This is a genomic window from Roseovarius lutimaris (assembly GCF_900115165.1).
Lineage (GTDB): Bacteria > Pseudomonadota > Alphaproteobacteria > Rhodobacterales > Rhodobacteraceae > Roseovarius > Roseovarius lutimaris.
On sequence record NZ_FOVP01000013.1, the window covers coordinates 1 to 25,126 of the forward strand.

A 25,126-nucleotide genomic window follows, 5' to 3' on the forward strand; every position below is an offset into this window, starting at 1 on the left:
CCCAATGATCTGTTCTTCGCTGAAACGGCTTCTCTTCATCCTCTGTCTCCTTGTTGGAGAACAGGCTAAATCAAAACACCGGACTTTTCAGGGGAGCAGGTCAGTAGCAGCACGGCGACGCCCGCTCAATCTATCTCGCGACAGCCTGCACCTCAGGCGTCTAATGTCGTGTGCGCCTGAAGATTCTGTGGTGAAAGCGCTATGTCGATGTGGAAAGTGGTGCCCACACCAAGGCGGCTTTTGTATGAAATAGAGCCGTCCATACGCTCGATTAGAATTTTGGCTATATGCATCCCGAGACCGGACCCTCCGGATGCCTTTGAGGCGCTGTTCTCGATCTGGTTGAACCGTCCGAAAACCTGATCTTCCTGGTTTTCCGGTATGCCGATGCCGCTGTCCTGAACTGAAATTCTCAGTTTTGTGCCGATCAGTCGGGTTGAGCATTCGACCTGCCCTCCCTCGGGGGAGAACTTGATGGCATTGGAGATCACGTTTCCGACGACCTGTTTCAATCGGTAAGGGTCTGCGCGCAGCTGCCTGTTCACGTTACCCGAGATGTTGGTCAGTCCAACGTTGGCTTCTGTGGCATAAACCTCGTATTCCTCAATCACGTCATGCAGGAATTCGACCGCGCCCAGATCCTGCAGCTGAAGAGTGATCGTACCGAGGTCGAGTTTCTGGAGATCGAGAACATCGTCTGCCAGTTTCAGTAGCCTGAGACTGTTCCGCTGAGCGATGGTCAGCAAGTTTCTAAGGGGGGGGCTGATATCGCCCGCGGCCCCATGGAGCGCCAGATCAAGCCCACCTTTCACAGATGACATGGGGGTGCGCAATTCGTGGCTGATCATGGCAAGAAATTGGGATTTCGCGTGGTCGGCGGCCTCCGCATGCGCCAGCGCCTCGCGCAATGCCTCAGCCGCGTATTCCCTTTCCGTGATGTCAACCAGTGATACTGACCACCCCAGAAGGGGTCTTTTGGTCTGGATCGGGCTTTCAATCGGAAGAATCCGCAGAACGAAGACACGTTCCCTGAGCTTGATCGGCTCCGCGCCATTGACCTCACCGGTTTCTTTAAAGGATTTCAGTACCGGACCGATTTTTTCCAGGTGATCGAGTGTTTCGCCATACCTCGGCATCTTCTTGCCGAACACAGCTGTGGCTGCGGGGTTGGCACAGGCGAACCGACGGCCTGCGTCTATTATGATCACCGGGTCTTGCGTGGCGTAGAACAGAAGGTTCCGTCCCTGAGCTGCAGTATCCATCATCGAGTTGTTCAGAAGCAGCCAGCTCAATGCGATGAGGGCTACAGCAAACATGAACGGGGTCGGGTCGTAGCCGAAGACGGTAACCCCCCAGCCGATATAGGCCAGATTGGCCGCCAGGGGAGCGGCCGTGATAATGATCAAGACTCCCAGGAAAGGCCGGATAGTCTTCCGTGCCTTGAAGAAGGCATAGGCGAGCACGCTCAAGGCACTCGTCACAAAGATGTAGAGGCCTGCGGCTACTGCAAAGAAGAGAGGCCCGTGGTCAAAAACGACGAACGAATGTGCGCCCTGTGTCACAAGCCGGGTGTCGGTGCCGTAAAGCAGGTGCGTCTGGCTATTCGTAAGAGCTATGGTGCCCGCAAGGCATGGCAGACCGATATAAAACAAAAGCCGGATGGGTCGGCGGCCCTGGCTCGTGTTCATCGTGTAGTCGAATACGAAGAACGCCCAAGCGATTGGCAGCAACGTTATCCCGGGCCAGGCAGCCAAGGACCAGCCGACCTTGCAAGTCTCACCTTGCGAGGCCAAATCGAACGCGACTGTGAAAAGCCACCATAGCATCGCCGCCAATGTCAGGACAAAGGCGGGTTTACCCGCAAAGCGATTGTTCCGTACGACCCAAACCAAGATAAGGACGCAGACCGCCCACAGTGCAGCGGCAGAGGCAGACGCGAAGGTGTATTCAAGACTCGTCAGGCAGGTCATGGCCTAGCTTGACAGCCTGAGGTTGCACGTCGGGCAGCGCAGAGGCGAGATCATGTTGAGCTTTCTTCGGATTGACACCGGTGGCTTCCCAATACGGACAAATAACTGGACCCTGATGTCGTTAGGTCAGCGACGCCGACGGTACATTGCGAAGATTTTGAAAACAAGGCAGAAAGGCCTGCCAACTTGGGTGGCCAGTCAGGCCGAAAATTTTGCCACGACCCACGGTCCAGCACGTTCGCTGTAATCTTTTCCTCTACGAAGTCTCTTTCATGAGTTGGCTTTGTCCAGGTTTGGCCATTCTTCGAAAAGTAGTGCATCTACACGAAGGACCAACCTCAGTGTTGGCAAACGTTTTTGAAAAGGACGTGCGCCTACAACTTCGGACTTGAACGTGCCTCACAACTGCATGGTCGCGTGAGTTACGTATATTTCCTGAAACGCTTCGCGCCCCACGAACGTCCGGTCTGAGGAGGGTGCATAGGAGTAACTAGCAGTAACAAGACATTCGACAAATGGCAGCTAAGGGACGCGATCTACAGGTGGCGTGTCGACCAACTGCTCGCCGTGTTGCACCACCGCAAGTCGGCTTCGACTCCGGAACGGTCAGGCTGTGCTGTTTTTCTGTCTCCGGAGCTCCGGCCTCTGCGTTCGATCGCGCAGCTGGCATGATCAGAATAGATAGGCAAAAGTGACAACCCAGATTGACAACACAACGCCACAGATCAGCGTGTAAGCACCATTCCATACCAATCCGACGTGGGTTGCGCTTATGCCGCCAAATGAACCGATCAGAAGGGTCGTCGCTGTGAAGGGCGAACTCGCGCCGCTCAGCGCCCATCCCGATGTAATCGCGACAACGATCGCTACCGGCTGCACGCCAAGGTCAGCGGCTGTCGGAATGAGTGGCGCGATCAGCGTTACGGCGAGGATTGGGTTCATGCCGATCTGTCCAGCCAACGGGATGATCCAGACCAACGAGACCAGAATGATCCAAGAAGGCAGGTAAGACGGGTCGAACCCGGTCGCCTGCATCATTGGAGCAAACAGCTGTGACCCCGCCGTGCCAATGAAACCAGCCATCATCAGCAAGGTCAGTTCCCCACGATAGCTGGGAAGCTCTTGCAGCACGTAGGTCTTGGTACGTGCGCACGTGGTAGAAACTGGATTTTCGTTCCAATGCTGAAGAAGCATCCATACAACCGCGATGCAAGGCACTAAGACAGCGACGATACCCACCACTCGGACCTGTGTCAGCGCGCTCAGTGTCACCACGCCAACGATCAGAACCGCCAACAATACCGCCAGCGGTAACATCGTTGCCCAAGTTCCTACCGGCGCACTGCGGACCGGCTTAACTGTCAGCCGAGGCTTGAAGATCGTGTCGAGTGACCAGCCGATCCCCGCAAGCAGGAACGATGTCATCAAGCCTGGAACCAATGCCTTGCTCCAGCTGGTGTCCGGAATGACGCTGACGGTGATCGCAACCGCAAACGACAGCGGCGACCATGGCAAGGCTGAGACAAAGGCGCGTTGAATTGCCAGAAGCATTCGCCGAATACGGTGCCTGCGGATTTCCAGATTGGGTTCGGAGTTGGCATTGGCTGTCGCCAGCGAACCAAGCAGTTGAAGGGACCCGTAGTTCAAAAGCAGGGCGAACGCTTGGCCGCCTACCGTCAATGCTGCATAGCGCCTGCCGGGTGGCTGACCTGCGAGAAAGGTTCCGGCTCGCTGGATCGCCGGAGAGGTCTGCGCCACCGTACGAAGCGTTGACAGCGCTGTGAAAAAGGCGCCGATGAACGCAGCGGTTTCGAGTCCACGCGAAATGATCCCGCGCCAATCAGTGTTCGTGGCGACCAGAGAGATACTGATGAGCATGGCCACGGCGACAAACGCCTTGCGGGACCATCGCACATGAAAAAGAAAGATAGCAACGACGACGAGAACCAGAAACGGTTTGGCCGGTTGCGTCCACTCTGCGACACCCCATTCCTTGCAAATAACAAGCGCTGTGATCGCGCAAAGCAGAAGGCCGATCGTTCTGTTTGCCAAGCTGCCCATCATAGTGACCTTTCGTTCTGTGATAGGTTGTCGGTGTGCAGGCTGTTAGCACAAGTTGCAAGTCGAGGCCGCACGACAAGATCCTCTTCATAACACGGCGATACGGTGATGGTCATCGAATGTGTTTTGCCCCATGATCGACTATCAAGCCGCCAGGATGCTGCAAAATGCGCGAATGGCCACAATGCGAAGGCCGCGACGCAGCGTTCTAACTGCTGACGGACGACCGCAATGGGCCGATTGTGTTGAGAAACTCTTCCTTTCTTGCGCTCTGAGATGTGCAACCGCTTTGATTCATAGGGATGTCCGAAGTTGGACCGTCCTCCTACTCAAAGGCGGGGCCCATAGGCTTGAGTTTTGCCAATTTCCGGAGGTTTTGGGCGGTTGCAGCGAGTGTAAACTCGTCTTGGACGCCGCACGGGCCGCGTAATCGGAGCCTGCCCAGACCGAGGATGCGTTTGAGGTGGGCGAAGAGCATTTCGACTTTCTTTCGTCGCTTCTGTGCTGTGACATTGAACTCTGCCGCCGTGCATTGGCGGGCGAAGTCTCTGACGATCTCGTATTTCTCGCGATGGACTGCGCGGGTCTCTGCGTTGGGACAGCACTTTTCCTTCAACGCGCACCCGGTGCAATCGGACTTCAGCGCCCGATACTTGCGGGCTTTCCAGCTTGGTGCGTTTCGCGCGGGGTCAGAATAGGTGCGCCATGTGTGTTTCATTTCTTTGCCGCCTGGACAGATGTAGCGGTCGTTCTCATCATCCCATGTAAAGTCAGATCGTGAGAACGTGCCACCCGTGCGCTCACCCTTGTCAAAGACAGGGATGAAGGGGAGAATTTGCCGCTTGAGCGAGAGCCAAACCAGATTGGCGGAAGACCCATATGCGGTATCTGCTGCGATCCAGTCTGGCTTCATGCCGAAGCGTTCTTCGGTCCGGTCCAGCATTTTACGCATCGCCCCCACTTCGGCAGTTTTGTTCGTCCGGCAAGCATCAACGTCAACGATGACGCTGTGATCCGTATCAATCAGATAATTGGTAGAATAGGCAAAGAAAGCGGGACCTTTGCGCGCCGCAGTCCACTGACTGGCGGGATCGGCATGGGCTGTGAACTTCGGTTTGACGGTCGTGGCTGCACCAAATGCTTCATCATCCAAGGTGTCGAGATATTCTCGCACTGCCCGTGGCGCGTCGTCTGGGTCGATCTTGCGGGCAGCCCATTTGTCAGGATTGCTGGAGTTCTGCTTCTGAACATCCGTGCTGATTAAGCTAGCATCAACGGCAAAGCCCTGACCACCGACCAGCCCTTCTTGCATGCACCGCGCAACGGTCAACTCGAACACATGGCGCAGCAGATCACTCTGGCGGAAGCGAAGGTCGAGGGGGTGACCCCGGTGCCTTGTCCGGGCCTATCCTCTTTAAACGCTCGAGATGTTGTTCGACGCCCACTGGCATGCGTTCCGCGTGCTCGGCGGTGTTCCAGGGCGTAGGATTTACGACAGCGGGAATTGTCCGCCATTGGTCCGAGGACAATGGACGCGAAGACAGCGGTGGACCGTGTTGGACGGGGCAAGCAGGCCGCGGAGCCGACCGGCAAGTTGGGCGGCGTCGCGATTTCTGACCGGGCACGGAATTGTCTGCGTTTTTCCGGGAACGCAGCGCCACAAGCTGCATCAAATGATCAGACACGACGATGGTCGGCAAGATGAAACCGGGAAGAGACTCCCATGCGGCTTTCGGTCAGTGTCCAGTTCAAACCGGAAGGGAACCGAAATGATCATCTACGCTGTTATAGTACTCGCAATCGCCGCCCTGGGGGGGCTCTACCTTGCTGGACATGTACTACGCGACAAGTTGGCGCCTTGGGCGGTCTCACTCCTTCACGCCGGCCTTGGTGCACTGGGGCTCATCTTGCTGATCGCGGCATTGCTGCAAGGTGGTGCTCCGCAGACGGTTCTGATCGGATTCGTGATCCTTCTGGTGGCAGCGCTTGGCGGATTTTTCCTTGCCTCGTTTCATCTGCGCAAGAAACTGCCGCCCCAGGTCGCCGTCGTGGCTCATGCGGGCGTCGGCGTGGTTGGGTTTCTGATCGTTCTTTCTCAGGTAGTCTGATTGTCATGCGCCATCCATTGCATCCCGCGTTGGTTCACTTCCCCATCGCTTGCTGGTCGCTTGCGGTCGGAGCTGATTTCGCTGGCCTCTGGTTCGGCGAGACCGCATGGAGATGGTCGGGCGGACTGCTCGCGATTGGTTGCGCGACGGCGGTTCTCGCCATGCTGGCCGGTATGATCGAGCTGTCGCTTGTGCCCGAGGGCGCGCCCATGACCGACGCCTGGGTGCATATGGGCGCGATGTTGATCGCGTTCGCGCTCTTCGCGGTACGCCTTGTCCTGCGGCTCGATCATTTGCAACCGTTGGCGCCGGATAGGATATCGCTGATGCTCGATACAGCCGGCTTCATCGCGCTGGCCATTGGCGGATGGTTTGGCGGACGACTGGTTTACGGTCACGGCGTCGGGCGGGACCGGACAGAATGATACTGTCCGCCACTATTCCCGGTGCCGGGACACCCCATGCAACATGCGCCGGCACTGCTGGCCGAGCATCAAACAGGAGTTCCATTGTGCTGAATACTCAGCCTGCCTCAAATTATCCCCTTAATGACGCCTTGGCATCAAATCGGATCCAGGAGCGTCTCAGGAAGGCCCGACAAACGTTTCGAGCCAATGACAATATCGCGGCCTTCATCGAGGATGGCGAGCTGGACGAACTGCGTCTCGAGGTCGAGGACCGGATGCGCGAGGTCCTGGAAGCGCTGGTGATCGACAGCGACAATGATCACAACACCGTTGGCACGGCGCGCCGGGTGGCGAAGATGTTCATCGACGAGGTGTTTGCAGGGCGGTATCGCGCAGCCCCACCCGTCACAAGCTTCCCGAACGTGGCGCGGCTCGACGAGTTGATGATCGTCGGTCCCATTACCGTGCGTAGCGCCTGCTCGCATCATCTGTGCCCGATCATGGGACGAATATGGATCGGCGTCCTGCCGAACAGCGACGCGGAACTGATCGGGCTGTCGAAATTCGCGCGCCTCTGCGACTGGATCATGAGCCGGCCGCAGATCCAGGAAGAGGCCGTGATCATGCTCGCCGACGAGCTGGAACGGCGCATCCGGCCTGACGGGTTGGCCATCGTGATGGAGGCGGATCACTTCTGCATGCACTGGCGCGGGGTCAAGGATGAACGGCCGGTGATGACCAGTTCGATCATGCGTGGCGCCTTGCTGGAAAACAACGACCTACGGCGGGAATTCCTTGAACTGCGACACCGGGGGCAGCAATGACCGCGGACACCCGGAAACACGCGGGCTGCCGCAGGGAGGCCGGCGCAGATTGCCGGCGGACGTCGGCGGTTGGTCAGAGACGACCCGGGCAGATGCCGGGGGTGTTGCCCAAAGCGCGGGAGGTATGAATGCAAGACAAGGCCGAAGACCGAATTCAATTTCCATACCACTCGGATGCCACCGATGCCGAACTGGCGAAACGCGCGACCCAAGGGGACGGTGCCGCCTTCGAGGTGATCATGCGGCGCCACAACCAACTCTTGTTTCGCACGGCGCGCGGCATCGTCGCGAGTGACGGCGAAGCGGAAGACGTCGCTCAGGAAGCCTGGATGCGGGCGTGGCGGGCCCTTTCGGGGTTTCGCGCCGAAAGCAAGCTATCCACCTGGCTGGTCCGTATCGCCGTGAACGAAGCGCTTGGCCGTTTGCGCCGAAACAGCGCGCAGATCATACCCCTGGAGGCAGCCATGATGTCGTCCGACAACGACACGCAATCGGCACTCACCGAGGCCCCGGACCACGGGCCGGAGCAATCCGTCCAACGCTCGCAGGTCCGCGCCCTCATCGAGGCGCGCATCGACCTGCTGCCCGAAGTGTTCCGCAGTGTCTTCATGCTGCGCGCGATCGAGGAGATGAGTGTCGATGAGGTGGCAGAGGTTCTGGACATTCCCGCGGTCACGGTAAGGACGCGGTATTTCCGCGCCCGGGCGCAATTGCGCGAAGGCCTTGCGCAGGAAATGGATCTAGCGATCGGAGAGGCCTTCAGCTTCGCCGGTGCGCGCTGCGACCGCATCGTCAGCAACGTGATGGCGCGCGCCCAGGTGGAAGGCCTTTGCGGCGAAGAATGACGCGCGCTGGCGAGGTACCTCCTTGGCTTCTAGTGACCGACTAGCGGGAATGTGATTGTGCAATCGGCGTCATAAACCTTACCTGCCGGGCAGGGAAAAAATTCCAAACACTGGAGGATTGTCTTGACCGCACCTGCTTCTCTTTCCTTGCTTCTCACTCGCCTGAGTTTCGGCGCCTTCCTGGCTATCTGGGGTGGCAATAAACTCACATCCCCTGAAGGTACCGAGGGTATTTTCGCAAAATACTACGGCATTGAAAGTCTCGGCACTCTTGCCGCAACCGGAATGGGTGTTGCACAGATTGCTCTGGGGGTGGTCATTATGGCCGGGCTCTTCCGAACAGTGAGTTATGGTATCGGTACAGCCGTTCATGGCGCCTCGACCATTGCAACCTTTCCACATCTGATCGCACCTTTGGCCGAAGGATCCAATCTTATCTTTTGGTCGGGCGTTCCGATTTTGTTTGCGGCCCTGGGGTTATTCCTCGCGCGCTATGACGACACACTTTGTTCGCTCGACGTGATGCGGAAAAAATCAGCGGGGCCTGCGCCTCAACAATCCTGAAACTCAACCCTACCGGCTTCTATGTGCATGGCATTGCATTTGAAGTATGAACGACGCCGCTGCCGTATCGTCGCGTGAAATGAAGCTATAGATCTCCTGTAAAACCGGGGCGTTTCACACCGCCTGAGCCTGCAAAGCTATGGTCGGCCTCGTATGACCGAAGAGCTGCAGGAGCTGGGACTGAAGATCGGACACCGACGCATAGGTCGTTTGATGCGTGAGAACGACATCAAGATCATCAGAACCCAAAAATACAAGGTGGAGGAGGGTCAGGAAATGATCCGGCGGATCATTTCCCCGACGACGGACTGACAGCAAACACACGTTCAACATTGCACCCAATCTATTGGATCCGGATTTCTCTGCGGATGGTCCGAACCAAAAATGGGCGAGCGACATATCCTATATCTGGACCAGTGAAGGTTGGCTCTACTTGGCTGTCATCATCGATCTCTATTCTCGTCGTGTCATCGGCTGGGCTGTCAGTAATCGTATGAAGCGAGATCTGGCGATCCGGGCGTTGGACATGGCCGTGGCATTGCGGCAACCTCCAAAGGACTGCATCCATCACACCGATCGCGGCAGCCAATACTGTTCGCACGACTATCAGAAGATCCTGCGCCAGTATGGCTTCCGGGTCTCGATGAGTGGCAAAGGCAATTGTTACGACTGTGAGTATGATATTGCGGCTTGATGGCCTGACCCATGTTACGATTGACTGTGTGTCATTGTATTGACGTGTCGATCATCAAGTCGCCCCGGCAACGGGCAAGATGTGACCTCATAGGAGCTTGTCGGGGACGCCCCTTCACAGTCCTGTCCCCTCGGATCGGTGCCTGGGCATTCTTAACAATGAGGGCACCATGAAGACTATACATCCCGTAATTATCGGTATCGACACTCACAAAGCGACACATGTTGCCGTCGCAATCGATACACAAGGAACGCGTTTGGCAGCACTTTACCATCCCCACCAACCCAAAAGGGTACTTGGAGCTTGAGCGCTGGTCACGGTCTCTGGGAAAAGTTGTGGCATTTGGCATTGATATATCCCCTTTGTTATCTACGATCTCAATTGACACTGCCCGGAATTTCCCGAACCACAGTGACACCTTAAACCACTGACCTTTAAAGAACTTTAAAGCGGGTTGAGACGTCTTGAGACCGCATGACACAAGGATAATACCCCTCCGGCGGGAGTATTTGGACCAAGAAGAGGCGCAGGGCGTTTCAGCCCTGAATGCGATAGCGGGGCTCATAGGTGACCGGAAAATTGACCGAGCGGGCGATGAAACAGGTTTTGTGGATCTCACCGTGCAGCGCGTTGGCGCGTTTCAGGTCTGTGCCCGCAGGCACGGTGATCGAGGGGCGCAGGGTGGCGCGTAAAAAGCGGCTGGCGCCGGTGGTGTCGGTTTCGCCCACGGCGAGCGGGTCGTCCTGATAGGCGTGAACGATGATGCCCGCGTCACTGGCCAGATGCAGGAACCACAGCATGTGACAGGCCGAGAGGGCCGCGATCAACATGTCCTCGGGATTGTGCAGGGTGGGATCGCCCCCCAGAAGCGGGTCGTTTGAGCAGTGGATCACCGGCTTGTCGGGGGTTTCGACATTCCAGGTGCGATCATAGCTCTTGTAATGCGCCGTACCCTCGCCACGGTTTCCGGTCCAAACCACGCGGGCGGTATAGTCATGTTCGCGGGGCAAATTCGATCACCTCTGTTTCAGTCACAACCATATCAAGCGGCTGGTCGGTGGGTTCGAGCGGCAGGCCCGCGTCTTCCTGTGCAGCGTAAGCAAAACCGATGGCCAAAGTGGGGCGGCGGCCGCGCAAAAGCTCCAGCGTGCGGTCATAAAACCCGCCGCCATAGCCAAGCCGCCCGCCCTGTCGATCAAAGGCCACCAGTGGCACGATCAGGATTTCAGGCTCGATAAAATCGTCCACGGCCGGGATCATCGCGCCGAACGGCCCCTCGCGCAGGGCGCTGCCCGGCGTCCAGCGGGAGAATTTGAGCGGCAGGCCAGCCGCCTCGATCACCGGCACGCAGACCGGCCCATGCGCCGCCGCCTCCTGCATCGCGGGCAGCGGATCAATCTCGGAGCGGATCGCCATATAGGCCGACAGCGGCACACCGCGATAGCCCGCGAGAACGCTCGACAACAGCCCCGCCTCGCCCGGAGGGCGCGCCGCATGCGCCGCCGCACGGCGCGCAAAAGCCGCCTTGCGCGCGGTTGCCTTTATGTCGGCCAGATCGGTCATACCAGAAACATAGCCGCCAATCCCAGAAAGGCAAAGAACCCGACCACATCTGTGACCGTGGTCACGAAGGTGCCAGAGCCAAGAGCCGGATCAATCCCCATGCGATCCATCATCACCGGAATCGCCGAGCCGGCAAGCCCGGCAATGACCAGATTGATCACCATCGCGGCCGCAATCACATAGCCAAGCTCTGGCCCGCCAAACCACAGGATGCCGACCCCGCCCATGACGGCGGCGAAAATCAACCCGTTGATCATCCCGACCATCACCTCGCGCCACAGCACGCGCCAGACGTTCGAGCCGGTCAAATCCTTGGTCGCAAGCGCGCGCACCGCGACGGTAAGGCTTTGCGTGGCGGCATTGCCCCCCATCGAGGCCACGATCGGCATCAGCACGGCAAGCGCCACAAACTGGGTGATCGTTGCCTCGAACTGGGCGATCACCAATGAGGCCAGGATCGCCGTCAAAAGGTTCACCGCAAGCCAGGGCACGCGCTGTTTGGAGGTCTCGATCACGCTGTCGTTCAATCCGCCCTCGCCAACACCGGCAAGGCGCATGATGTCTTCTTCGTGCTCGTCATCAAGCACCGCCATGGCGTCATCAATGGTAATCACCCCGACAAGCCGGTCATCTTCATCGACCACCGGGGCCGAAATCAGGTGATACTGATTGAACATATAGGCCACGTCGCCCTCGTCACGGGTGACGCGGATGGTGTGAAACATCTCTTCGACCAGATCCTTGAGCGCCACCTCGCGCCGTGCCGCCATGATTCGCCCCAGCGTGACATTGCCAACCGGATGCAGGCGCGGATCGACGAGGATGATGTGATAGAACTGCTCGGGAAGCTCTTTGACGTTGCGCATATAGTCAATGGCATCGCCGACGCACCAATGCTCTGGCGCGACAACGACTTCGCGCTGCATCAACCGGCCGGCGGAATATTCCGGATAGGTCAGCGATTGCTGAACGGCGATCCGGTCGCTGTCTTCAAGCGCGCTCAGGATTGCGGCCTGCTGACGGTCCTCAAGATCCTCGACCAGATCGACAACATCGTCTGAATCAAGTTCCCGCACAGCATCGGCAAGCACTTCGGGGGTGAGAAGGCCGATCACCTCTTCGCGGATCGAATCGTCAAGTTCCGACAGGATATCGCCGTCAAATTCCTGACCATAAAGCGCAATCAGGCCACGCCGGTCGCTGCTGTTGATCTGTTCAAGAAGGTCGGCGATATCGGCCGCATGAAGCGGCTCCATCTCGGACACGAGCAGATCGCGGTTACCGGTATCAACCGCCTCGATGATCCGCGCCACCGCCTGTTTGTTCAGCGGATAGTCGTCGTCCTCGCGCTCGCTTTCGGGGCCCGGGTCATAGTCATGTTCTGCCATTTCACATCCCCCAGTCGCACTTCTGCGAAGGAGTAAAGAAGCAGCTTCGGGAAAACAATGAAAATAGCCCGATTTACCCCGATTGCAGGCGGGCCTATCGTGGAAAACGAACAGCTTTCACACAGACGAGGCCCGATGCCCCAGGATACGCTTGTGACCGGTCAGATTCTTGGCTTTGCGCAGTCTCCGTTTGGGGGCGGCGATCCGGGCAAGGCCGCGCGCGTTTGCGAGGCAGTGCTGATCCGGGACGGCAAGATTGCGGCGCTTGGCACCGCCACCGATCTGCGCGCACAGGCGCCAGAGGCATCCCGCGTCGACATGGGCGATGCCCTGATCTGTGCCGGATTTGTCGATGCCCATGTGCATTACCCGCAGACGGCGATGATCGCCAGCTGGGGCAAGCGGCTTCGCGATTGGCTCAATACCTATACCTTTCCCGAGGAGCTGCGCTTTGGTAACCCGGATTATGCGCGCGAGATTGCCGGGCGGTATTTCGATCTGACACTGGCCAATGGCACCACGACCTGTGTCAGCTATTGCACCATCCATCCCACCAGCGTGACCGCCTTTTTCGAGGCGGCACAGGCGCGGGGCCTTCGGGCGGTGGCGGGCAAGACCTGCATGGATCGCAATGCCCCGCCCGGCCTCTGTGATACGGCGCAATCGGGTTATGACGACAGCAAGGCACTGATGGCGGCATGGCATGGGGTGGATCGCTTGTCTTATGCGATCACGCCGCGGTTTTCACCGACCTCGACCCCCGAACAGCTTGCCGCTCTTGGCGCGCTTTGGGCCGAATATCCCGATTGTCTGATGCAGACCCACCTGAGCGAACAAACCGATGAGATCACTTGGGTCAAATCGCTCTATCCGTCGGCGCGCGATTACCTTGACACCTACGAGGCGCACGGGCTCTTGGGCGCGCGCGGGCTTTATGGTCACGCCATCCACCTTGAACCACGCGAGCGCGAGCGCCTGCGCGAGGTGGGGGCGGCGCTGATCCATTGCCCGACCTCGAACACCTTTATTGGCTCTGGCCTGTTCGACATGGCGGCGCGCATCGCCGAAGGCCAACGGGTCGGCCTTGCCACCGACACCGGCGGCGGATCAAGCTTTTCGATGCTGCGCACCATGGCCGCCGCCTATGAGATCGGTCAGCTGAGCGGCACAGCCCTGCACCCGGCACAGCTTTTGTGGCTGGCGACCGCCGGCTCGGCAGAGGCGCTGCATATGGGAGGGCATATCGGTAATATCGCGCCGGGAATGGAGGCCGACCTGGTGGCGCTTGATCTGGCCTCGACGCCCGCCATCGCCCAACGCAGCGCCCGCGCCGATGATATCTGGGAGGCGCTGTTTCCCACAATCATGATGGGCGATGATCGCGCGGTCAAACAGGTCTGGATCGCCGGTCGCCCCACCTGAGGGCTTGTCGGGCTCTTGCGTGCCCGCCGCGCGAGGCCGCCTGTCAGGGCGGATGAGCCGCCCCTCGTCAGGCGGCGATCCGGCCCTATCTGCCTGAGCATACCTTCAGGAAAGAGGCCACAACCCATGACCACACCACAGATCACCCGGCACCTCCCCGAGGCCGCCCGCGCCATCGACGCCCAGTTCGGCGAGGGCTATGCCCGTGAGCACCCCGATCTTGTGGCGAGCCTGGTGCAAAGCGCCACCATCGAGGCCGCTGTCGCCACCGGCTACGGCGCCCATCAAGAGGCCCTCGCCGCCGCGCGTCAGATCAGCGCCGAACTGGGCGACACCCTGCTTAAGCTCAAGCCGCAGTTTTTCGGCTGATCCGCTAACAGCCAGAGCGCCCCAGCACCATCACCCAGAGGCTCCCCGGCCCGCGCACCAGCCCGTATTCGGCGGCACTCTTGTGCAACATGTTCTGCCGATGCCCCGGCGAGGCCATCCAGCCGCGCAAGACTTCGTCAAGCGTGCCCTGCCCTTTGGCGATGTTCTCGGCCACGAAACAGAACCGGTATTGCTGCCGCCCGACCCGGTCGCCGATGCTGCTGCCGTTGGCGCCGGTATGGCCGAAGTACCGATTTTCCGCCATGTCGCGCGCATGCGCCGCCGCCGCACGGGTAAGCTTGGGCGACAGGGTGATGGCGCCCCGACCGCTCTTGGCGCGCGCAGCGTTGACCCGGTCAAGCGAGGCCGGTCCAAAATCCGTCGCCTGCGCCTGCGCCGATGTCATAGGCAGCGCAAACATCATCACATATGCAACAAGACCCAAGAGGCGAAATTTCGGCATCCAGGCGCCCTTTCAAAGTGACCCTGCCCCAGCCTAGCCGGTGGTCAAGGCCCGCGCCAGCCGGTTTTGCCGCTCGATCACTCTTGGCAGATCTATGCTTGTCAGATGGCCGTCACGCACCACCTGGCGCCCTTCCACAAAGAGGTCGCGCACCCGCGTCGGTCCGGCCAGCACAAGTGCGGCCGGATCCCAGCTTCCGGCGCTCTCGATGCCACGCGCATCCCAGATCGCGATATCGGCGCGTTTGCCTGGGGCGATCTGACCGCAATCGCTGCGCCCCAGAACCTCGGCGCCGCCGCGCGTCGCGATCTCAAGCGCCTCGCGCGCACTCATCGCATCGGCGCCCTGGCTGACCCGCTGCAAGAGCATGGATTGGCGCGTTTCAAGCACGAGGTTCCCCGCGTCATTGCTGGCCGAGCCATCAACCCCGAGACCCACCTTGACGCCCGCATCCCGCATCGTCCGCACCGGCGCGATGCCAGACCCAAGGCGACAGTTGGAACAGGGGCAATGCGCAACACCGGTTCTTGTTTTAAAAAATAAATCAATCTCTTGCGTGTCTAACTTCACGCAATGCGCATGCCAGACATCTGCACCGGTCCAGCCCAGATCTTCGGCATATTGCCCGGGGCGACAACCGAAATTGGCCTCGGAGTAGGCGATATCCTCGTCATTTTCGGCCAGATGCGTGTGCAGCATCACCCCCTTGTCGCGCGCCAGAAGCGCCGCGTTGCGCATCAGATCGCGGCTTACGGAAAACGGCGAACAGGGCGCGATGCCGACCCGGCACATCGACCCTTCTCCAGCATCGTGAAAGGAATCTATCACGCGAATACAGTCGCTTAGAATGATCTCTTCATCCTCCACCAGAGCATCGGGTGGCAATCCTCCGGCGCTTTCGCCAATGCTCATCGCACCGCGCGTGGGATGAAACCGCACGCCGATCTCGGCCGCCGCATGAATCGTATCCTCAAGCCGCGCTCCATTGGGAAAAATATAAAGATGATCCGAACTTAGCGTGCATCCTGAAAGTGCCAGCTCGGCCAGCCCCGTAAGCGCCGAGACCCGCATTTCCTCTGGCCCAAAGCGCCCCCAGATCGGATAGAGCGTTTTCAGCCAACCAAACAACAGCGCATCCTGCGCCCCCGGCACCGCCCGCGTCAGGCTTTGATAAAGGTGGTGATGCGTGTTCACCAACCCCGGCGTCACCACGCAGCCCGTTGCAAGTACCACCTCGCCATCGCTTTCAAGACCATGCCCGACAGCGGCTATGACACCGTTGCGGATCAGGATATCAGCGCCGCGCACCTCGTCGCGCGCCTCATTCATCGTGAGCAGATAGTCCGCGCCACGGATCAGTATTTCTTTCATGAAAAGACCCCTTTGCCAGTGCTTCCTCACCCCCTCTGGAAGCATGGGTTGCACGGCGGAAAGGGGTTAAGAACCGTGCAGCAAATACCGTTTACGCGCAAAGCACAGGGGCGATCAAGTCACCCGTGACAAAATCTCCAATGCGGCGGCGTGCTGTTGGCGGCTCGCCGCCGCAAGCACGCGCCCGCCGTGATGCGCGGGGGCCCCTTGCCAATCGGTGACAATCCCGCCTGCCGCCTCGATCACGGCAATCGGCGCATGAATGTCATAGGGCGCAAGCCCGGCCTCGACCACGAGATCAATCTGCCCCGCCGCCACAAGCGCATAGGCATAGCAATCCAAACCATAGCGCACCAGTTTGACCTGTTGCGCCAATTCGGCAAATCCGGCGCCCTCGGCAAGGCTGCCGACCTCGGGAAAGGTGGTGAACAGGATCGCGTCGCTCAGCGGGCGGTCACCGCGCGTCCTGAGCGCGCGCATGCCCAGAGGGCCGGACATCGTCGCGCGCCCGAACCCGCCCTCGAATCGCTCGCCAATATAGGGTTGATCAATCAGACCATAGACCGGGCCGCTGTCATCAGAGAGCGCGACAAGCACCCCCCATGTGGCAGACCCGGACAGAAAGGCGCGCGTGCCGTCGATCGGATCAAGCACCCATGTAAGGCCGCTTTGCCCGGTCACCTCGCCGAACTCTTCGCCAAACACGCCATCCTCGGGGCACACCTTGGCCAAGATCTCGCGCATCGCACGCTCTGCGGCGCGGTCGGCTTCTGTCACCGGGTCAAAGGCGCCATCCGAGTGCTTGTTGTCGGCAACAAGACCGGCGCTTCGGAAAAAAGGTAAAACCGCCGCACGCGCGGCATCGGCCAACGCATGGGCGGTTTCAGTTTTCTTTTCGATGTCCATACCCGACCCGCCTTTTATCTGCCCCTTGCGGGTGCAGCCTTAGGTCACTGGCCGGTCAGGCTCAAGCCACCTCGCTCAGAACGCGAGCGAGATCGAACAGACGACGGCGCTGATTTTCCGGGATCGCATAATACGAGCGAACCAGATCAAGCGCCTCTTTATCGCCAAGGATATCCGACGGTACGTTGTCGGCCTTTTCGCGGGTTGTATCGCCTTCGTGCTCCAGCCCCTCAAAGAAAAAGCTGATTTCGACTTCGAGCGAATCGGCAATATCCCAAAGACGGGATGCGCTGACTCGGTTGGCACCGGTTTCATATTTTTGAATTTGCTGAAATTTAATTCCAACGCTTTCCGCAAGCTGCTGCTGAGTCATCCCGACCAGCCAGCGACGATGCCGAATGCGTTTTCCAACATGCACATCTACGGGGTGCGGCATTGAATGTTCCTTCTGTTGTAACTTTTACATCGCCAAAAACTTGGCACTCATAGACGCTTTGCACGTCAAACACACACGCCGCGCATCCCAGCAGCGCACATATGATCCTAGCAAGATATCGCCGAAATACAAGATATATTGCTATCTGGATGCGACCCCCGCAGAAAGAAACTCAATCTAAACGGGCGGCTCACCTTTCGGATAGGGCAAACTCAGTCCAGACTGCTGATTTGACAGGCCGAATCAAATTAGTCTAATTCGATCAACAGTTTGTTGCTAGATTTGGTAAAATCGAAAAGGGGATCACATGCGCGCGCTTCACATTGCCAGGACCGGGGCCACGCCCGCCATTTGCGACATAGCGCGCCCCGCCCCCAAGCAAGGCGAGCTTCGGTTGCGGATTGAGGCCTGCGGTCTCAATTTTGCCGACCTCTTGATGATCAAGGGCGAATATCAGGATACCCCACCGGCCCCGTTTACGCTTGGCATGGAGGTGGCCGGCGTGGTCGACGCGCTTGGCCCGGATACGAGCGGCCCCGCCCCCGGCACGCGCGTCGCGGTCTTTGGCGGTCAGGGCGGCTTGGCCGAGTATGGCTGTTTCCCGGCCGATCGCGCCGTGACCCTGCCCGATGATATGCCCTTTACCGACGCCGCCGCCTTTCTGATTGCTTATGGCACCAGCCATGTCGCGCTCGATCACAAGGCGCGCATGCAACCGGGCGAGACGCTGTTGGTCCTGGGCGCGGCGGGGGGTGTCGGCCTGACGGCTGTGGAAATCGGCAAACAGATGGGCGCGCGGGTGATTGCCTGTGCACGCGGTGCCGACAAGCTTGAGGTTGCGCGCGCCGCTGGCGCCGATCACCTGATTGACGCCACGACAGACGATATCCGCGAGACCTGCAAGGCGCTTGGCGGGGTGGATGTGGTTTATGATCCGGTTGGCGGCGATCAGTTCAGGTCGGCGTTTCGCGCCTGCAACCCCGAGGCGCGCATCCTCAGCATCGGCTTTGCCAGTGGCGAGGTGCCGCAGATTCCGGCCAATCATCTGTTGGTGAAAAACCTGTCGGTGATCGGCCTTTACTGGGGCGGCTACCTGAAATTCCGCCCCAAGGTGGTGACCGACAGCCTTGCCACCCTGTTCAAGTGGTATGCGGCGGGCTGTATCAAGCCCCACATAAGCCATGTGCTGCCGCTGGAGCGCGCCGATGAGGCGCTTGAATTGCTGCGTTCGCGCAAATCCACCGGCAAGGTGGTGGTCACGCTGACATAAGGGCGGCGGGTGCCGGGATCGCGCCAAACCCGTTGCGCAGCATCTGGGCCAGTTCGTCCAGCACCTTGTCGCGACCGCCGCGCATGTAAAGATTGACCTTCTGAACGCCAAGATCGGGCAGCAGGCCACCGGGGGTGATCGCCTCCAAATAGGGCGGAAGGCTGTTTTCCAGCATGGCCCCGATCGCAAGATCGGCGCTGACCACCGCCTCGACGGCGCGGTCGTCCTCTGATTCGACCGCCATTTCCCAGTCGATCCCCGCCTCGTCGAGCCTGTGCAGCACGATCGGGCGAAAGATGCAGCAGGTGCAGAAGGCAAGCCGCAGAGGCCGCCGCTTCCACGCCACCCCGTCTTGTGTCCCGGTCCAGCGCAACGGCATTTCGGTCAGGGTCTCGCCGCCCTCGCCCACGCCCTGCTCGGTGGTCAGGATAATGTCGACCTCGCCCTTGCCAAGCGCCTCACGCAGGCGGACCGTGCTGGACGAGCGCAATTGCACATTGACCCGCGGAAAGGCCGCGTTCAGCGCCTTGAGGACCCGCGGCACCACCGGATAGACGATGTCATGCGGCACGCCAAGGATCAGTTCGCCCTCGTATGTCTCTTCGGTCAGACGCCCGACCACCTCGTCATTGAGATCAAGCATGCGCCGGGCATAGCCCACAAGCTGTTCGCCCGAGGCGGTCATCGACACCCGCCGGTTGGCACGATCCATGAGTTTGAGGTCAAGCATATCCTCAAGCCGCTTGATCTGCATTGAGACCGCCGATTGCGTCAGGTTGAGCGCCGAGGCTGCGCGCGTCACGCCACCCTGATCGGCCACCGCTACGAGGGATCGCAGTGTCGTTATGTCAAGATTTCGCATTGATCACATTCCCTGATGGTTCAAGTCATAAACATTCATTTTCAATATTGCGCCGAATCAAGCAGAAAGATCAACAGAAGAAATACGAACGAGACGAGACATCACATTTCGGAAAGGAACAGACCATGAGCCTCAACATTTGCGCCCCAGCCCGGCCCGGCACCCTGCCCCGCGTGCAGATTGCCCTGCGTGACATGATGGCGGTCTGGAGCCAACGCCGTACCTTACGCGCGTTGGACGACGCCGCGCTTGCCGATATCGGCCTGAGCCGCCGCGAGGCCGAGCGTGAGGCACGCCGCCCGTTCTGGGATCTGCCTGCGCAAATCTGCCGCTAATTCACGCGCATCCCGCAGGCGCCTGCAAAAGCCCGAGAAAAACGCTCGCTATAGCTTGAAAACCGGGTACACCTACCCGATATTGTTGGCAAAGCCCCATTCCGGGGCTGCCATTTTCATATCGGAGGTATTCATGGCAGAGTTCAACACGATCCGGACGGCGACGGGCACACGCACCGCCCAGATTGACGCGGGTCTTCGCGCACATATGAACAAGGTCTACGGCACCATGTCTTTCGGCATGCTGATCACAGCCCTTGCCGCATGGGCCATCGCGGGGCTTGCCGTGACAACCGATCCGTCGGCCGCCGCCGCACAATTGCCCAATGGCACGATGCTCTCGGGTCTTGGTGCCGCGCTTTACCTGTCGCCGCTCAAATGGGTGGTGATGCTGGCGCCGCTCGGCTTTATCCTGTTCGGCTGGGGCTCGTTGCTGCGTCGCGGGTCTGCGGCGGCTGTACAGCTTGGCTTTTTCGCCTTTGCCGCGCTGATCGGTGTCTCGATGAGTTCGATCTTTCTGGTCTTCACCGGATTTTCGATCGTTCAGACCTTTATCGTGACCGCCATCGCGTTTTCGTCGCTGTCGCTTTACGGCTATACCACCAAGAAAGACATCTCTGGTTGGGGCAGTTTCCTGATCATGGGTGTTGTCGGCCTTCTGGTGGCGATGCTGATCAACATGTTCCTGCAATCGCCCGCGATGATGTTCGCGATCTCGGCGATCGGGGTTCTGGTGTTTGCCGGTCTGACCGCGTTCTATACGCAAGAGATCAAGAACACCTATGTCGCCCACGCCTCGCATGGCGATCAGGAATGGCTTGACAAGGCCGCATATGACGGCGCGCTGAACCTCTACATCAGCTTCCTGAACATGTTCCAGTTCCTGCTGATGTTCATGGGCCAGCAAGAATAAACAGCGCCTCACAGCGCGGATATCCAGAGGGCCGGTCATCGCGACCGGCCCTTTTGCATGTCACGCCAGCCGATAGCGCATATGGATCACCGGCAGGTCCAATTCGGGCGTAAGGCGCATCGCCACCTCGCCCAGGGCCTCGAACCCTGTCGCGGCATAAAACGGCGCGGCGTTATGCGGGCTCAGGCAATGCAGCACCCTGATGCCGCTCGTCTGCGCCGATCTGACCAGCCGCGCCACGATGCCCCGCCCGATCCCCTGACGCAGCCTCTCGGGGTCACAGGCCAGATGCCGGATATGCGCGTGCCCGTCGGGACAGGCGCGCCCGAAGGGGCTTATATCGCTCCAGCCGCCGACGGCGAGAATGCACTCCGACTGCTCGGCGAGGAAATAGCGGCCCGTGCCCAGGGTCTCTGGCGTGGCGAGTGTCATCACGGGCAATGCCCCGGCCAGCACGGTGCTTGAATAACAGGGCGCCAGAAGCCGCAGATAGCTGCGCGACAGCAATGCGGAAAACACCGCGTGATCGGCAAATGCGGCAGGGCGAATATCGAAATGGGGCATGAAACCAGGCTTTCCGGTAAATTCCTCCGTTCCCCCAGGCACGCCCCAATAGAAAAAGCCGCGCTGGTGTGGCGCGGCTTGCTCTGTCTTGTCTGTCAGGCGATCTTACTTGATCTTGCCTTCCTTGTACTCGACATGCTTGCGCACCACGGGATCGTACTTACGTACGGTCATCTTTTCGGTCATGGTGCGTGCGTTTTTCTTGGTCACGTAGAAATGGCCCGTGCCCGCGGTCGAGTTCAGACGGATTTTGATGGTCGTCGGCTTCGCCATTTTTCATCTCCTGCGCCGGGCAGTCCTGCCACCCGTGAATATCTCATGAAGTCTGCCTTTTACTGACGCGCGCGCCCGAGTCAACCGCGATTGTCATGTTTGGCAGGGAATAACCCGGTTTTTGCCTGGCAAGCCCGATTCAGCCGGGCAGAAACCGATTTTCGAGGGGGCGTTGCGGGCCCTAGTTCTGCGATACGCGCGTCGGTTGGCGATAGAAGTAATGCACGCCAATGGATGCGGTCCGCGGGAAATGCCGGGCCCACTGCGGGTTGACGGCGCGGGTGTGGTAATGCGTCGCCCCGCTGGTCAGGTCGCGCGGCGCACCATCGACCATCAGCTTGGCAACCTTGCCCACCCGGCGAAACGCCTGGGGCTCGCTGATCACCTCTTTGGCCCCATCACAGGTATAGGTGAACTGGCACTGGAACTTGCGCCCCGTGCCCTGATGCACGACGCCGCAGACCGTATCGGGATAGCTTGGGTCATCGACCCGGTTCAGGATCACCTCGGCAACGGCAAACTGTCCCTTGACGCTTTCGCCGCGCGCTTCAAAATAAAGCGCCTCGGCAAGACAGCGCCACTGTGGCCCGCCCTTGACAACCTCTTGTTGCGACAGCCAGGCCTTGGAGTATTCCACCTCGGTCTCGGGCCGGGTCAGAAAACTTGCCATCCGGTCCCCGGAAATCGACCGCAAGGCGCGCATTTCCTGGTCCATTAACCTGTTTACAGGCGCATCCGCTATCGCCGGCGCGGCCATCACCGCGAGGGTCGCGGCCAGTGCAATCCGTTTCATGCATGATCTCCTCGGTGACCGCGGTTGGTTCCGCTGCATCGGGGGGAGGTAGCTAAATTTGTCCCATTCGTCCACCCTGCTGCACTGCGGCATTATGGGTGCGCAAATTTATGCCAAGCGGTTTCCCACCCGGCATGCCCGATCTTGCGTCAGTATCGCCCCAGCCTACCCTATCTTGTCTTTCACCGTTAGCTGTGCGGCAGCAAGTCGCGCCACCGGAACCCGGAACGGAGAGCAGGAAACATAGTTAAAGCCCGCATCCCGACAGAAGGCGATTGATTCGGGGTTGCCGCCATGTTCGCCACAAATTGACAAAACCACGTCCGGATTGGCCGCGCGACCGCGCTCCGCCCCGATCTTGAGAAGCTCGCCCACCCCGTCAACATCCAGCGTGTGAAACGGGTCTTCGGGGTAAACGCCCTGCTTGACATACTCCGACATGAAACGGCCTGCGTCATCACGCGACAGACCATAGGTCATCTGCGTCAGATCGTTGGTGCCAAAGCTGAGGAACGAGACTAGCGGCGCAATATCCCCGGCCCGAAGCGCGGCGCGCGGGGTTTCGACCATGACCCCCAGGTGATAGGTGAAATCGCGCCCGGTTTCATTGCGCACCGCCACCGCCACCGCATCGAACCGCGTCTTGACCAACTCGACCTCGCGGCAGGCACTGACCAGCGGGATCATGATCTCTGGCACCACCGGTTCGCCTTCACGGCTGGCCTCGATGGTGGCCTCAAAGATCGCGCGGGCCTGCATGTCATAGATTTCCGGCACCGTGATCCCGACGCGCACCCCGCGCATGCCCAGCATCGGGTTATATTCGCTGAGCGCCTCAACCCGACGGGTCACATCCGACAGCGGCAGATCAAGCGCCTCGGCCAGTTGCAGGTGGCCCGCACGATCCGTCGGCAGGAATTCGTGCAGGGGCGGGTCAAACAGGCGGATACAGACCGGCTTGCCCTGCATGATGCGAAAGATATCAATGAAATCGGCGCGCTGCATCGGCAACAGCCGCTCAAGCACTGCGGCGCGATCCTCGCTGGTATCGGCAAAGATCATCTCTCGCATCACGGTAAGATGGTCTTCTTCAAAGAACATGTGCTCGGTCCGGCACAAGCCGATGCCGCGCGCATTGAAATTGCGCGCGACCTCGGCGTCGCCGGGCGTGTCGGCATTGGCACGCACGGCAATGTCGCGCACATCATCGGCCCAGCTCATCAAGGTCTGGAAAGAGGCGTCGCGCGCGGCTTCTAGAAGCGGGGTCTCACCGGCGAGAACAAGCCCGTTGGTGCCATCAATCGTGATCGCCTCGCCCGCCTTGACCACCCGACCGTCGGGCATGGTCAGCTGATTGAGACGCACCTGAAAGTGGATATCGGAAGCGCCCACAACGCAGGGCAGACCAATCCCGCGCCCGATTACGGCGGCGTGGCTTGTCATCCCGCCCCGTTCGGTCAGAACGGCAACGGCGGCATGCATGCCGCGAATATCCTCGGGGCTGGTTTCGCGCCGCACCAGAACGCAGGCCTCGCCGCGCGCATGCGCGGCCTGGGCATCAGCGGCGGAAAACACGATCTTGCCCGAGGCCGCGCCGGGGCTTGCGCCAATTCCGCGCGCCAGAATATCGCGCGGCGCCTCGGGATCGACCTGGCGGTGCAACAGCTCGTTCAAGGCGCGCGGCTCGACCCGCATCAGCGCCTCTTCGCGGGTGATGATACCGTCCTCTGCCAGGCTCACGGCGATGCCGACAGCCGCACGGGCATTGCGCGCCACGCGCAACCCATCAAGCAAAAACACCTGGCCATCTTCGATGGTAAACTCAGCCTGCATCTCTTCGCGCAGCTTCTCGCGCATCATCGCGGTATAGGATTTGAGCGCCTCGAACGCCTCGGGGGCCAGCTCCTCAAGCGAGGGGCCACGCGGATCACGCTCCAGAAAAAGCGAATCCTCCCCGCCGCGCAATGCCTCGCGGCCCTGGCTCTGGCTCAGGTAGCGCCCGGTGATCTTGCGTTCGCCGGTCTGGCTATTGACCAGCTGCATGACACCCGAGCCGCATTCGCCCTGCCCGAGGCCAAGCGCCAGCTCCTGCACCACAAGGCCAAGCCCGGCATCGACCGGCGCGCCCTTGGCCTGCCGCAAGAGCCGCGCCGTCGTGCCCCCCCAGGCGCGCGCCATCGAGCGCAGCACTTCGGTCAGTTGCACGGCAGGGTCCTGGGGAAATTTCTCTTCGGTTTCCGCCTCATAGGCGCGCAGCGCCTGGCTCAGGCCAAGCTTGGGGTCGCTCGACACATCGTCAAGCACATCCGGGTCAAGCCGGGCGACATGGATGGCATAGGATTGCACGAAGCGCAGGTATATCTCGGCGGCGGCCACCTCGCCCAGCTTGTCGCAGAGATCGACGTAAAGCGCATCGTTGATCCCGATATTGAGCATTGCACCGGGACCACCCCAATCGGGGTCTTCCGAGGATGGGCGCACACATAACAGCGGGGCCGCGCCAAAGGGCGCCAAAAGCGCCTTCATATCCGGCATATCCCCGGCGGCGATCGACTGCACCGCCTCGAACGACAAGGCAATCGTGCGCGGCACCGGAAGATCAAGCCGCACCAGCCGTTGCAGGCATTTCGCCCGCCCGCCATGGGTGGTGGCGTGGATCTCTGCATCAGCGGTGATCAGGGTGACGTTTTTCTGGTCTTGCTGCACTGCGGCACCTTTCCTTTGA

24 protein-coding genes and 2 pseudogenes are annotated in these 25,126 nt (G+C 59.9%); 11 read left to right on the forward strand and 15 right to left on the reverse strand.

The window, feature by feature from the left end; all coding sequences use genetic code 11:
- Positions 1 to 152: 152 nt before the first annotated feature.
- The 3 genes and pseudogenes from BMZ91_RS12085 to BMZ91_RS12095 all read right to left on the reverse strand — a co-directional run.
- Positions 153 to 1,970, reverse strand: a complete 1,818-nt coding sequence (locus tag BMZ91_RS12085) for a sensor histidine kinase (RefSeq protein ID WP_092839098.1) — start codon at positions 1,968 to 1,970, stop codon at positions 153 to 155.
- A 672-nt stretch (positions 1,971 to 2,642) separates the two neighbouring features.
- Positions 2,643 to 4,034: a hypothetical protein gene (locus BMZ91_RS12090; RefSeq protein ID WP_092839101.1), complete on the reverse strand. Its 1,392-nt coding sequence runs from the start codon at positions 4,032 to 4,034 to the stop codon at positions 2,643 to 2,645.
- Positions 4,035 to 4,356: 322 nt separating this feature from the next.
- Positions 4,357 to 5,400: pseudogene (locus tag BMZ91_RS12095) on the reverse strand (transposase); the annotation flags it as partial.
- 400 nt (positions 5,401 to 5,800) lie between these two features.
- Here BMZ91_RS12095 and BMZ91_RS12100 point away from each other — a divergent pair.
- The 6 genes and pseudogenes from BMZ91_RS12100 to BMZ91_RS12125 all read left to right on the forward strand — a co-directional run.
- Complete coding sequence (locus BMZ91_RS12100) at positions 5,801 to 6,139, forward strand: hypothetical protein (RefSeq protein ID WP_218145664.1); 339 nt, start codon at positions 5,801 to 5,803, stop codon at positions 6,137 to 6,139.
- A 5-nt stretch (positions 6,140 to 6,144) separates the two neighbouring features.
- On the forward strand, positions 6,145 to 6,564 hold the full coding sequence (locus BMZ91_RS12105; RefSeq protein ID WP_092839108.1) for a DUF2231 domain-containing protein: 420 nt from the start codon (positions 6,145 to 6,147) through the stop codon (positions 6,562 to 6,564).
- A gap of 86 nt (positions 6,565 to 6,650) precedes the next feature.
- Positions 6,651 to 7,370, forward strand: a complete 720-nt coding sequence (folE, locus tag BMZ91_RS12110; protein WP_245736352.1) for a GTP cyclohydrolase I — start codon at positions 6,651 to 6,653, stop codon at positions 7,368 to 7,370.
- Positions 7,371 to 7,498: 128 nt separating this feature from the next.
- Positions 7,499 to 8,215 carry an RNA polymerase sigma factor gene (locus BMZ91_RS12115; RefSeq protein WP_092839114.1) on the forward strand — a complete coding sequence of 239 codons (717 nt, stop codon included), beginning with the start codon at positions 7,499 to 7,501 and terminating at the stop codon, positions 8,213 to 8,215.
- 123 nt (positions 8,216 to 8,338) lie between these two features.
- Entirely contained in the window at positions 8,339 to 8,779 is a 441-nt protein-coding gene (locus BMZ91_RS21135; RefSeq protein ID WP_143076341.1) for a DoxX family membrane protein, read from the forward strand.
- A gap of 120 nt (positions 8,780 to 8,899) precedes the next feature.
- Positions 8,900 to 9,449: pseudogene (locus tag BMZ91_RS12125) on the forward strand (IS3 family transposase); the annotation flags it as partial.
- A gap of 560 nt (positions 9,450 to 10,009) precedes the next feature.
- Here the strand turns inward: BMZ91_RS12125 and BMZ91_RS12135 are convergent.
- From BMZ91_RS12135 to mgtE, 3 genes are read right to left on the reverse strand one after another with little or no spacing between them, the layout of a single operon-like run.
- Positions 10,010 to 10,483 carry an OsmC family protein gene (locus BMZ91_RS12135; RefSeq protein WP_092839120.1) on the reverse strand — a complete coding sequence of 158 codons (474 nt, stop codon included), beginning with the start codon at positions 10,481 to 10,483 and terminating at the stop codon, positions 10,010 to 10,012.
- Positions 10,467 to 11,036, reverse strand: coding sequence for a 5-formyltetrahydrofolate cyclo-ligase (locus tag BMZ91_RS12140; protein ID WP_092839123.1), 570 nt, complete (start codon positions 11,034 to 11,036; stop codon positions 10,467 to 10,469). Before BMZ91_RS12140 ends, BMZ91_RS12135 begins: the two co-directional genes overlap by 17 nt.
- The gene (gene mgtE / locus BMZ91_RS12145; RefSeq protein ID WP_092839126.1) at positions 11,033 to 12,424 is read right to left on the reverse strand and encodes a magnesium transporter; all 1,392 of its coding nucleotides are present in this window, start codon (positions 12,422 to 12,424) and stop codon (positions 11,033 to 11,035) included. Before mgtE ends, BMZ91_RS12140 begins: the two co-directional genes overlap by 4 nt.
- Before the next feature lie 135 nt (positions 12,425 to 12,559).
- Between mgtE and guaD the strand changes: the two genes are divergently transcribed.
- Both guaD and BMZ91_RS12155 read left to right on the forward strand, forming a co-directional pair.
- Positions 12,560 to 13,846, forward strand: a complete 1,287-nt coding sequence (guaD, locus tag BMZ91_RS12150) for a guanine deaminase (protein WP_092839129.1) — start codon at positions 12,560 to 12,562, stop codon at positions 13,844 to 13,846.
- Between the two features lie 126 nt (positions 13,847 to 13,972).
- On the forward strand, positions 13,973 to 14,215 hold the full coding sequence (locus tag BMZ91_RS12155) for a hypothetical protein (protein ID WP_092839132.1): 243 nt from the start codon (positions 13,973 to 13,975) through the stop codon (positions 14,213 to 14,215).
- Positions 14,216 to 14,219: 4 nt separating this feature from the next.
- On the opposite strand, the gene BMZ91_RS12160 is transcribed toward BMZ91_RS12155, so the two are convergent.
- The 4 genes from BMZ91_RS12160 to BMZ91_RS12175 all read right to left on the reverse strand — a co-directional run bounded on the left by BMZ91_RS12160 (position 14,220) and on the right by BMZ91_RS12175 (position 17,391).
- Entirely contained in the window at positions 14,220 to 14,678 is a 459-nt protein-coding gene (locus BMZ91_RS12160) for a CAP domain-containing protein (protein ID WP_092839135.1), read from the reverse strand.
- Positions 14,679 to 14,711: 33 nt separating this feature from the next.
- On the reverse strand, positions 14,712 to 16,049 hold the full coding sequence (locus BMZ91_RS12165) for an 8-oxoguanine deaminase (protein ID WP_092839138.1): 1,338 nt from the start codon (positions 16,047 to 16,049) through the stop codon (positions 14,712 to 14,714).
- Positions 16,050 to 16,163: 114 nt separating this feature from the next.
- Positions 16,164 to 16,955: an inositol monophosphatase family protein gene (locus BMZ91_RS12170; RefSeq protein WP_092839141.1), complete on the reverse strand. Its 792-nt coding sequence runs from the start codon at positions 16,953 to 16,955 to the stop codon at positions 16,164 to 16,166.
- 61 nt (positions 16,956 to 17,016) lie between these two features.
- The gene (locus BMZ91_RS12175; protein WP_092839144.1) at positions 17,017 to 17,391 is read right to left on the reverse strand and encodes a helix-turn-helix domain-containing protein; all 375 of its coding nucleotides are present in this window, start codon (positions 17,389 to 17,391) and stop codon (positions 17,017 to 17,019) included.
- Between the two features lie 307 nt (positions 17,392 to 17,698).
- Here BMZ91_RS12175 and BMZ91_RS12180 point away from each other — a divergent pair, with 307 nt between their 5' ends.
- Positions 17,699 to 18,661, forward strand: a complete 963-nt coding sequence (locus BMZ91_RS12180; RefSeq protein ID WP_092839147.1) for an NADPH:quinone oxidoreductase family protein — start codon at positions 17,699 to 17,701, stop codon at positions 18,659 to 18,661.
- On the opposite strand, the gene BMZ91_RS12185 is transcribed toward BMZ91_RS12180, so the two are convergent.
- A complete protein-coding gene (locus BMZ91_RS12185; protein ID WP_092839150.1) occupies positions 18,648 to 19,523 on the reverse strand; it encodes a LysR family transcriptional regulator in 876 nt (291 codons plus the stop codon). The two genes, BMZ91_RS12180 and BMZ91_RS12185, sit on opposite strands and share 14 nt — an antisense overlap.
- 125 nt (positions 19,524 to 19,648) lie before the next feature.
- Here BMZ91_RS12185 and BMZ91_RS12190 point away from each other — a divergent pair, with 125 nt between their 5' ends.
- Positions 19,649 to 19,858, forward strand: a complete 210-nt coding sequence (locus BMZ91_RS12190) for a YjiS-like domain-containing protein (protein ID WP_092839153.1) — start codon at positions 19,649 to 19,651, stop codon at positions 19,856 to 19,858.
- Positions 19,859 to 19,991: 133 nt separating this feature from the next.
- Positions 19,992 to 20,771: a Bax inhibitor-1/YccA family protein gene (locus BMZ91_RS12195; RefSeq protein ID WP_092839156.1), complete on the forward strand. Its 780-nt coding sequence runs from the start codon at positions 19,992 to 19,994 to the stop codon at positions 20,769 to 20,771.
- Between the two features lie 60 nt (positions 20,772 to 20,831).
- Here BMZ91_RS12195 and BMZ91_RS12200 read toward each other — a convergent pair whose 3' ends face one another.
- The 4 genes from BMZ91_RS12200 to BMZ91_RS12215 all read right to left on the reverse strand — a co-directional run bounded on the left by BMZ91_RS12200 (position 20,832) and on the right by BMZ91_RS12215 (position 25,107).
- The gene (locus tag BMZ91_RS12200; RefSeq protein ID WP_092839159.1) at positions 20,832 to 21,335 is read right to left on the reverse strand and encodes a GNAT family N-acetyltransferase; all 504 of its coding nucleotides are present in this window, start codon (positions 21,333 to 21,335) and stop codon (positions 20,832 to 20,834) included.
- A gap of 105 nt (positions 21,336 to 21,440) precedes the next feature.
- The gene (rpmG, locus tag BMZ91_RS12205; protein WP_007799108.1) at positions 21,441 to 21,608 is read right to left on the reverse strand and encodes a 50S ribosomal protein L33; all 168 of its coding nucleotides are present in this window, start codon (positions 21,606 to 21,608) and stop codon (positions 21,441 to 21,443) included.
- Positions 21,609 to 21,789: 181 nt separating this feature from the next.
- Positions 21,790 to 22,401: a cell wall hydrolase gene (locus tag BMZ91_RS12210; protein ID WP_092839162.1), complete on the reverse strand. Its 612-nt coding sequence runs from the start codon at positions 22,399 to 22,401 to the stop codon at positions 21,790 to 21,792.
- A gap of 165 nt (positions 22,402 to 22,566) precedes the next feature.
- Positions 22,567 to 25,107: a putative PEP-binding protein gene (locus tag BMZ91_RS12215; RefSeq protein WP_092839165.1), complete on the reverse strand. Its 2,541-nt coding sequence runs from the start codon at positions 25,105 to 25,107 to the stop codon at positions 22,567 to 22,569.
- Between the last annotated feature and the right edge of the window lie 19 nt (positions 25,108 to 25,126).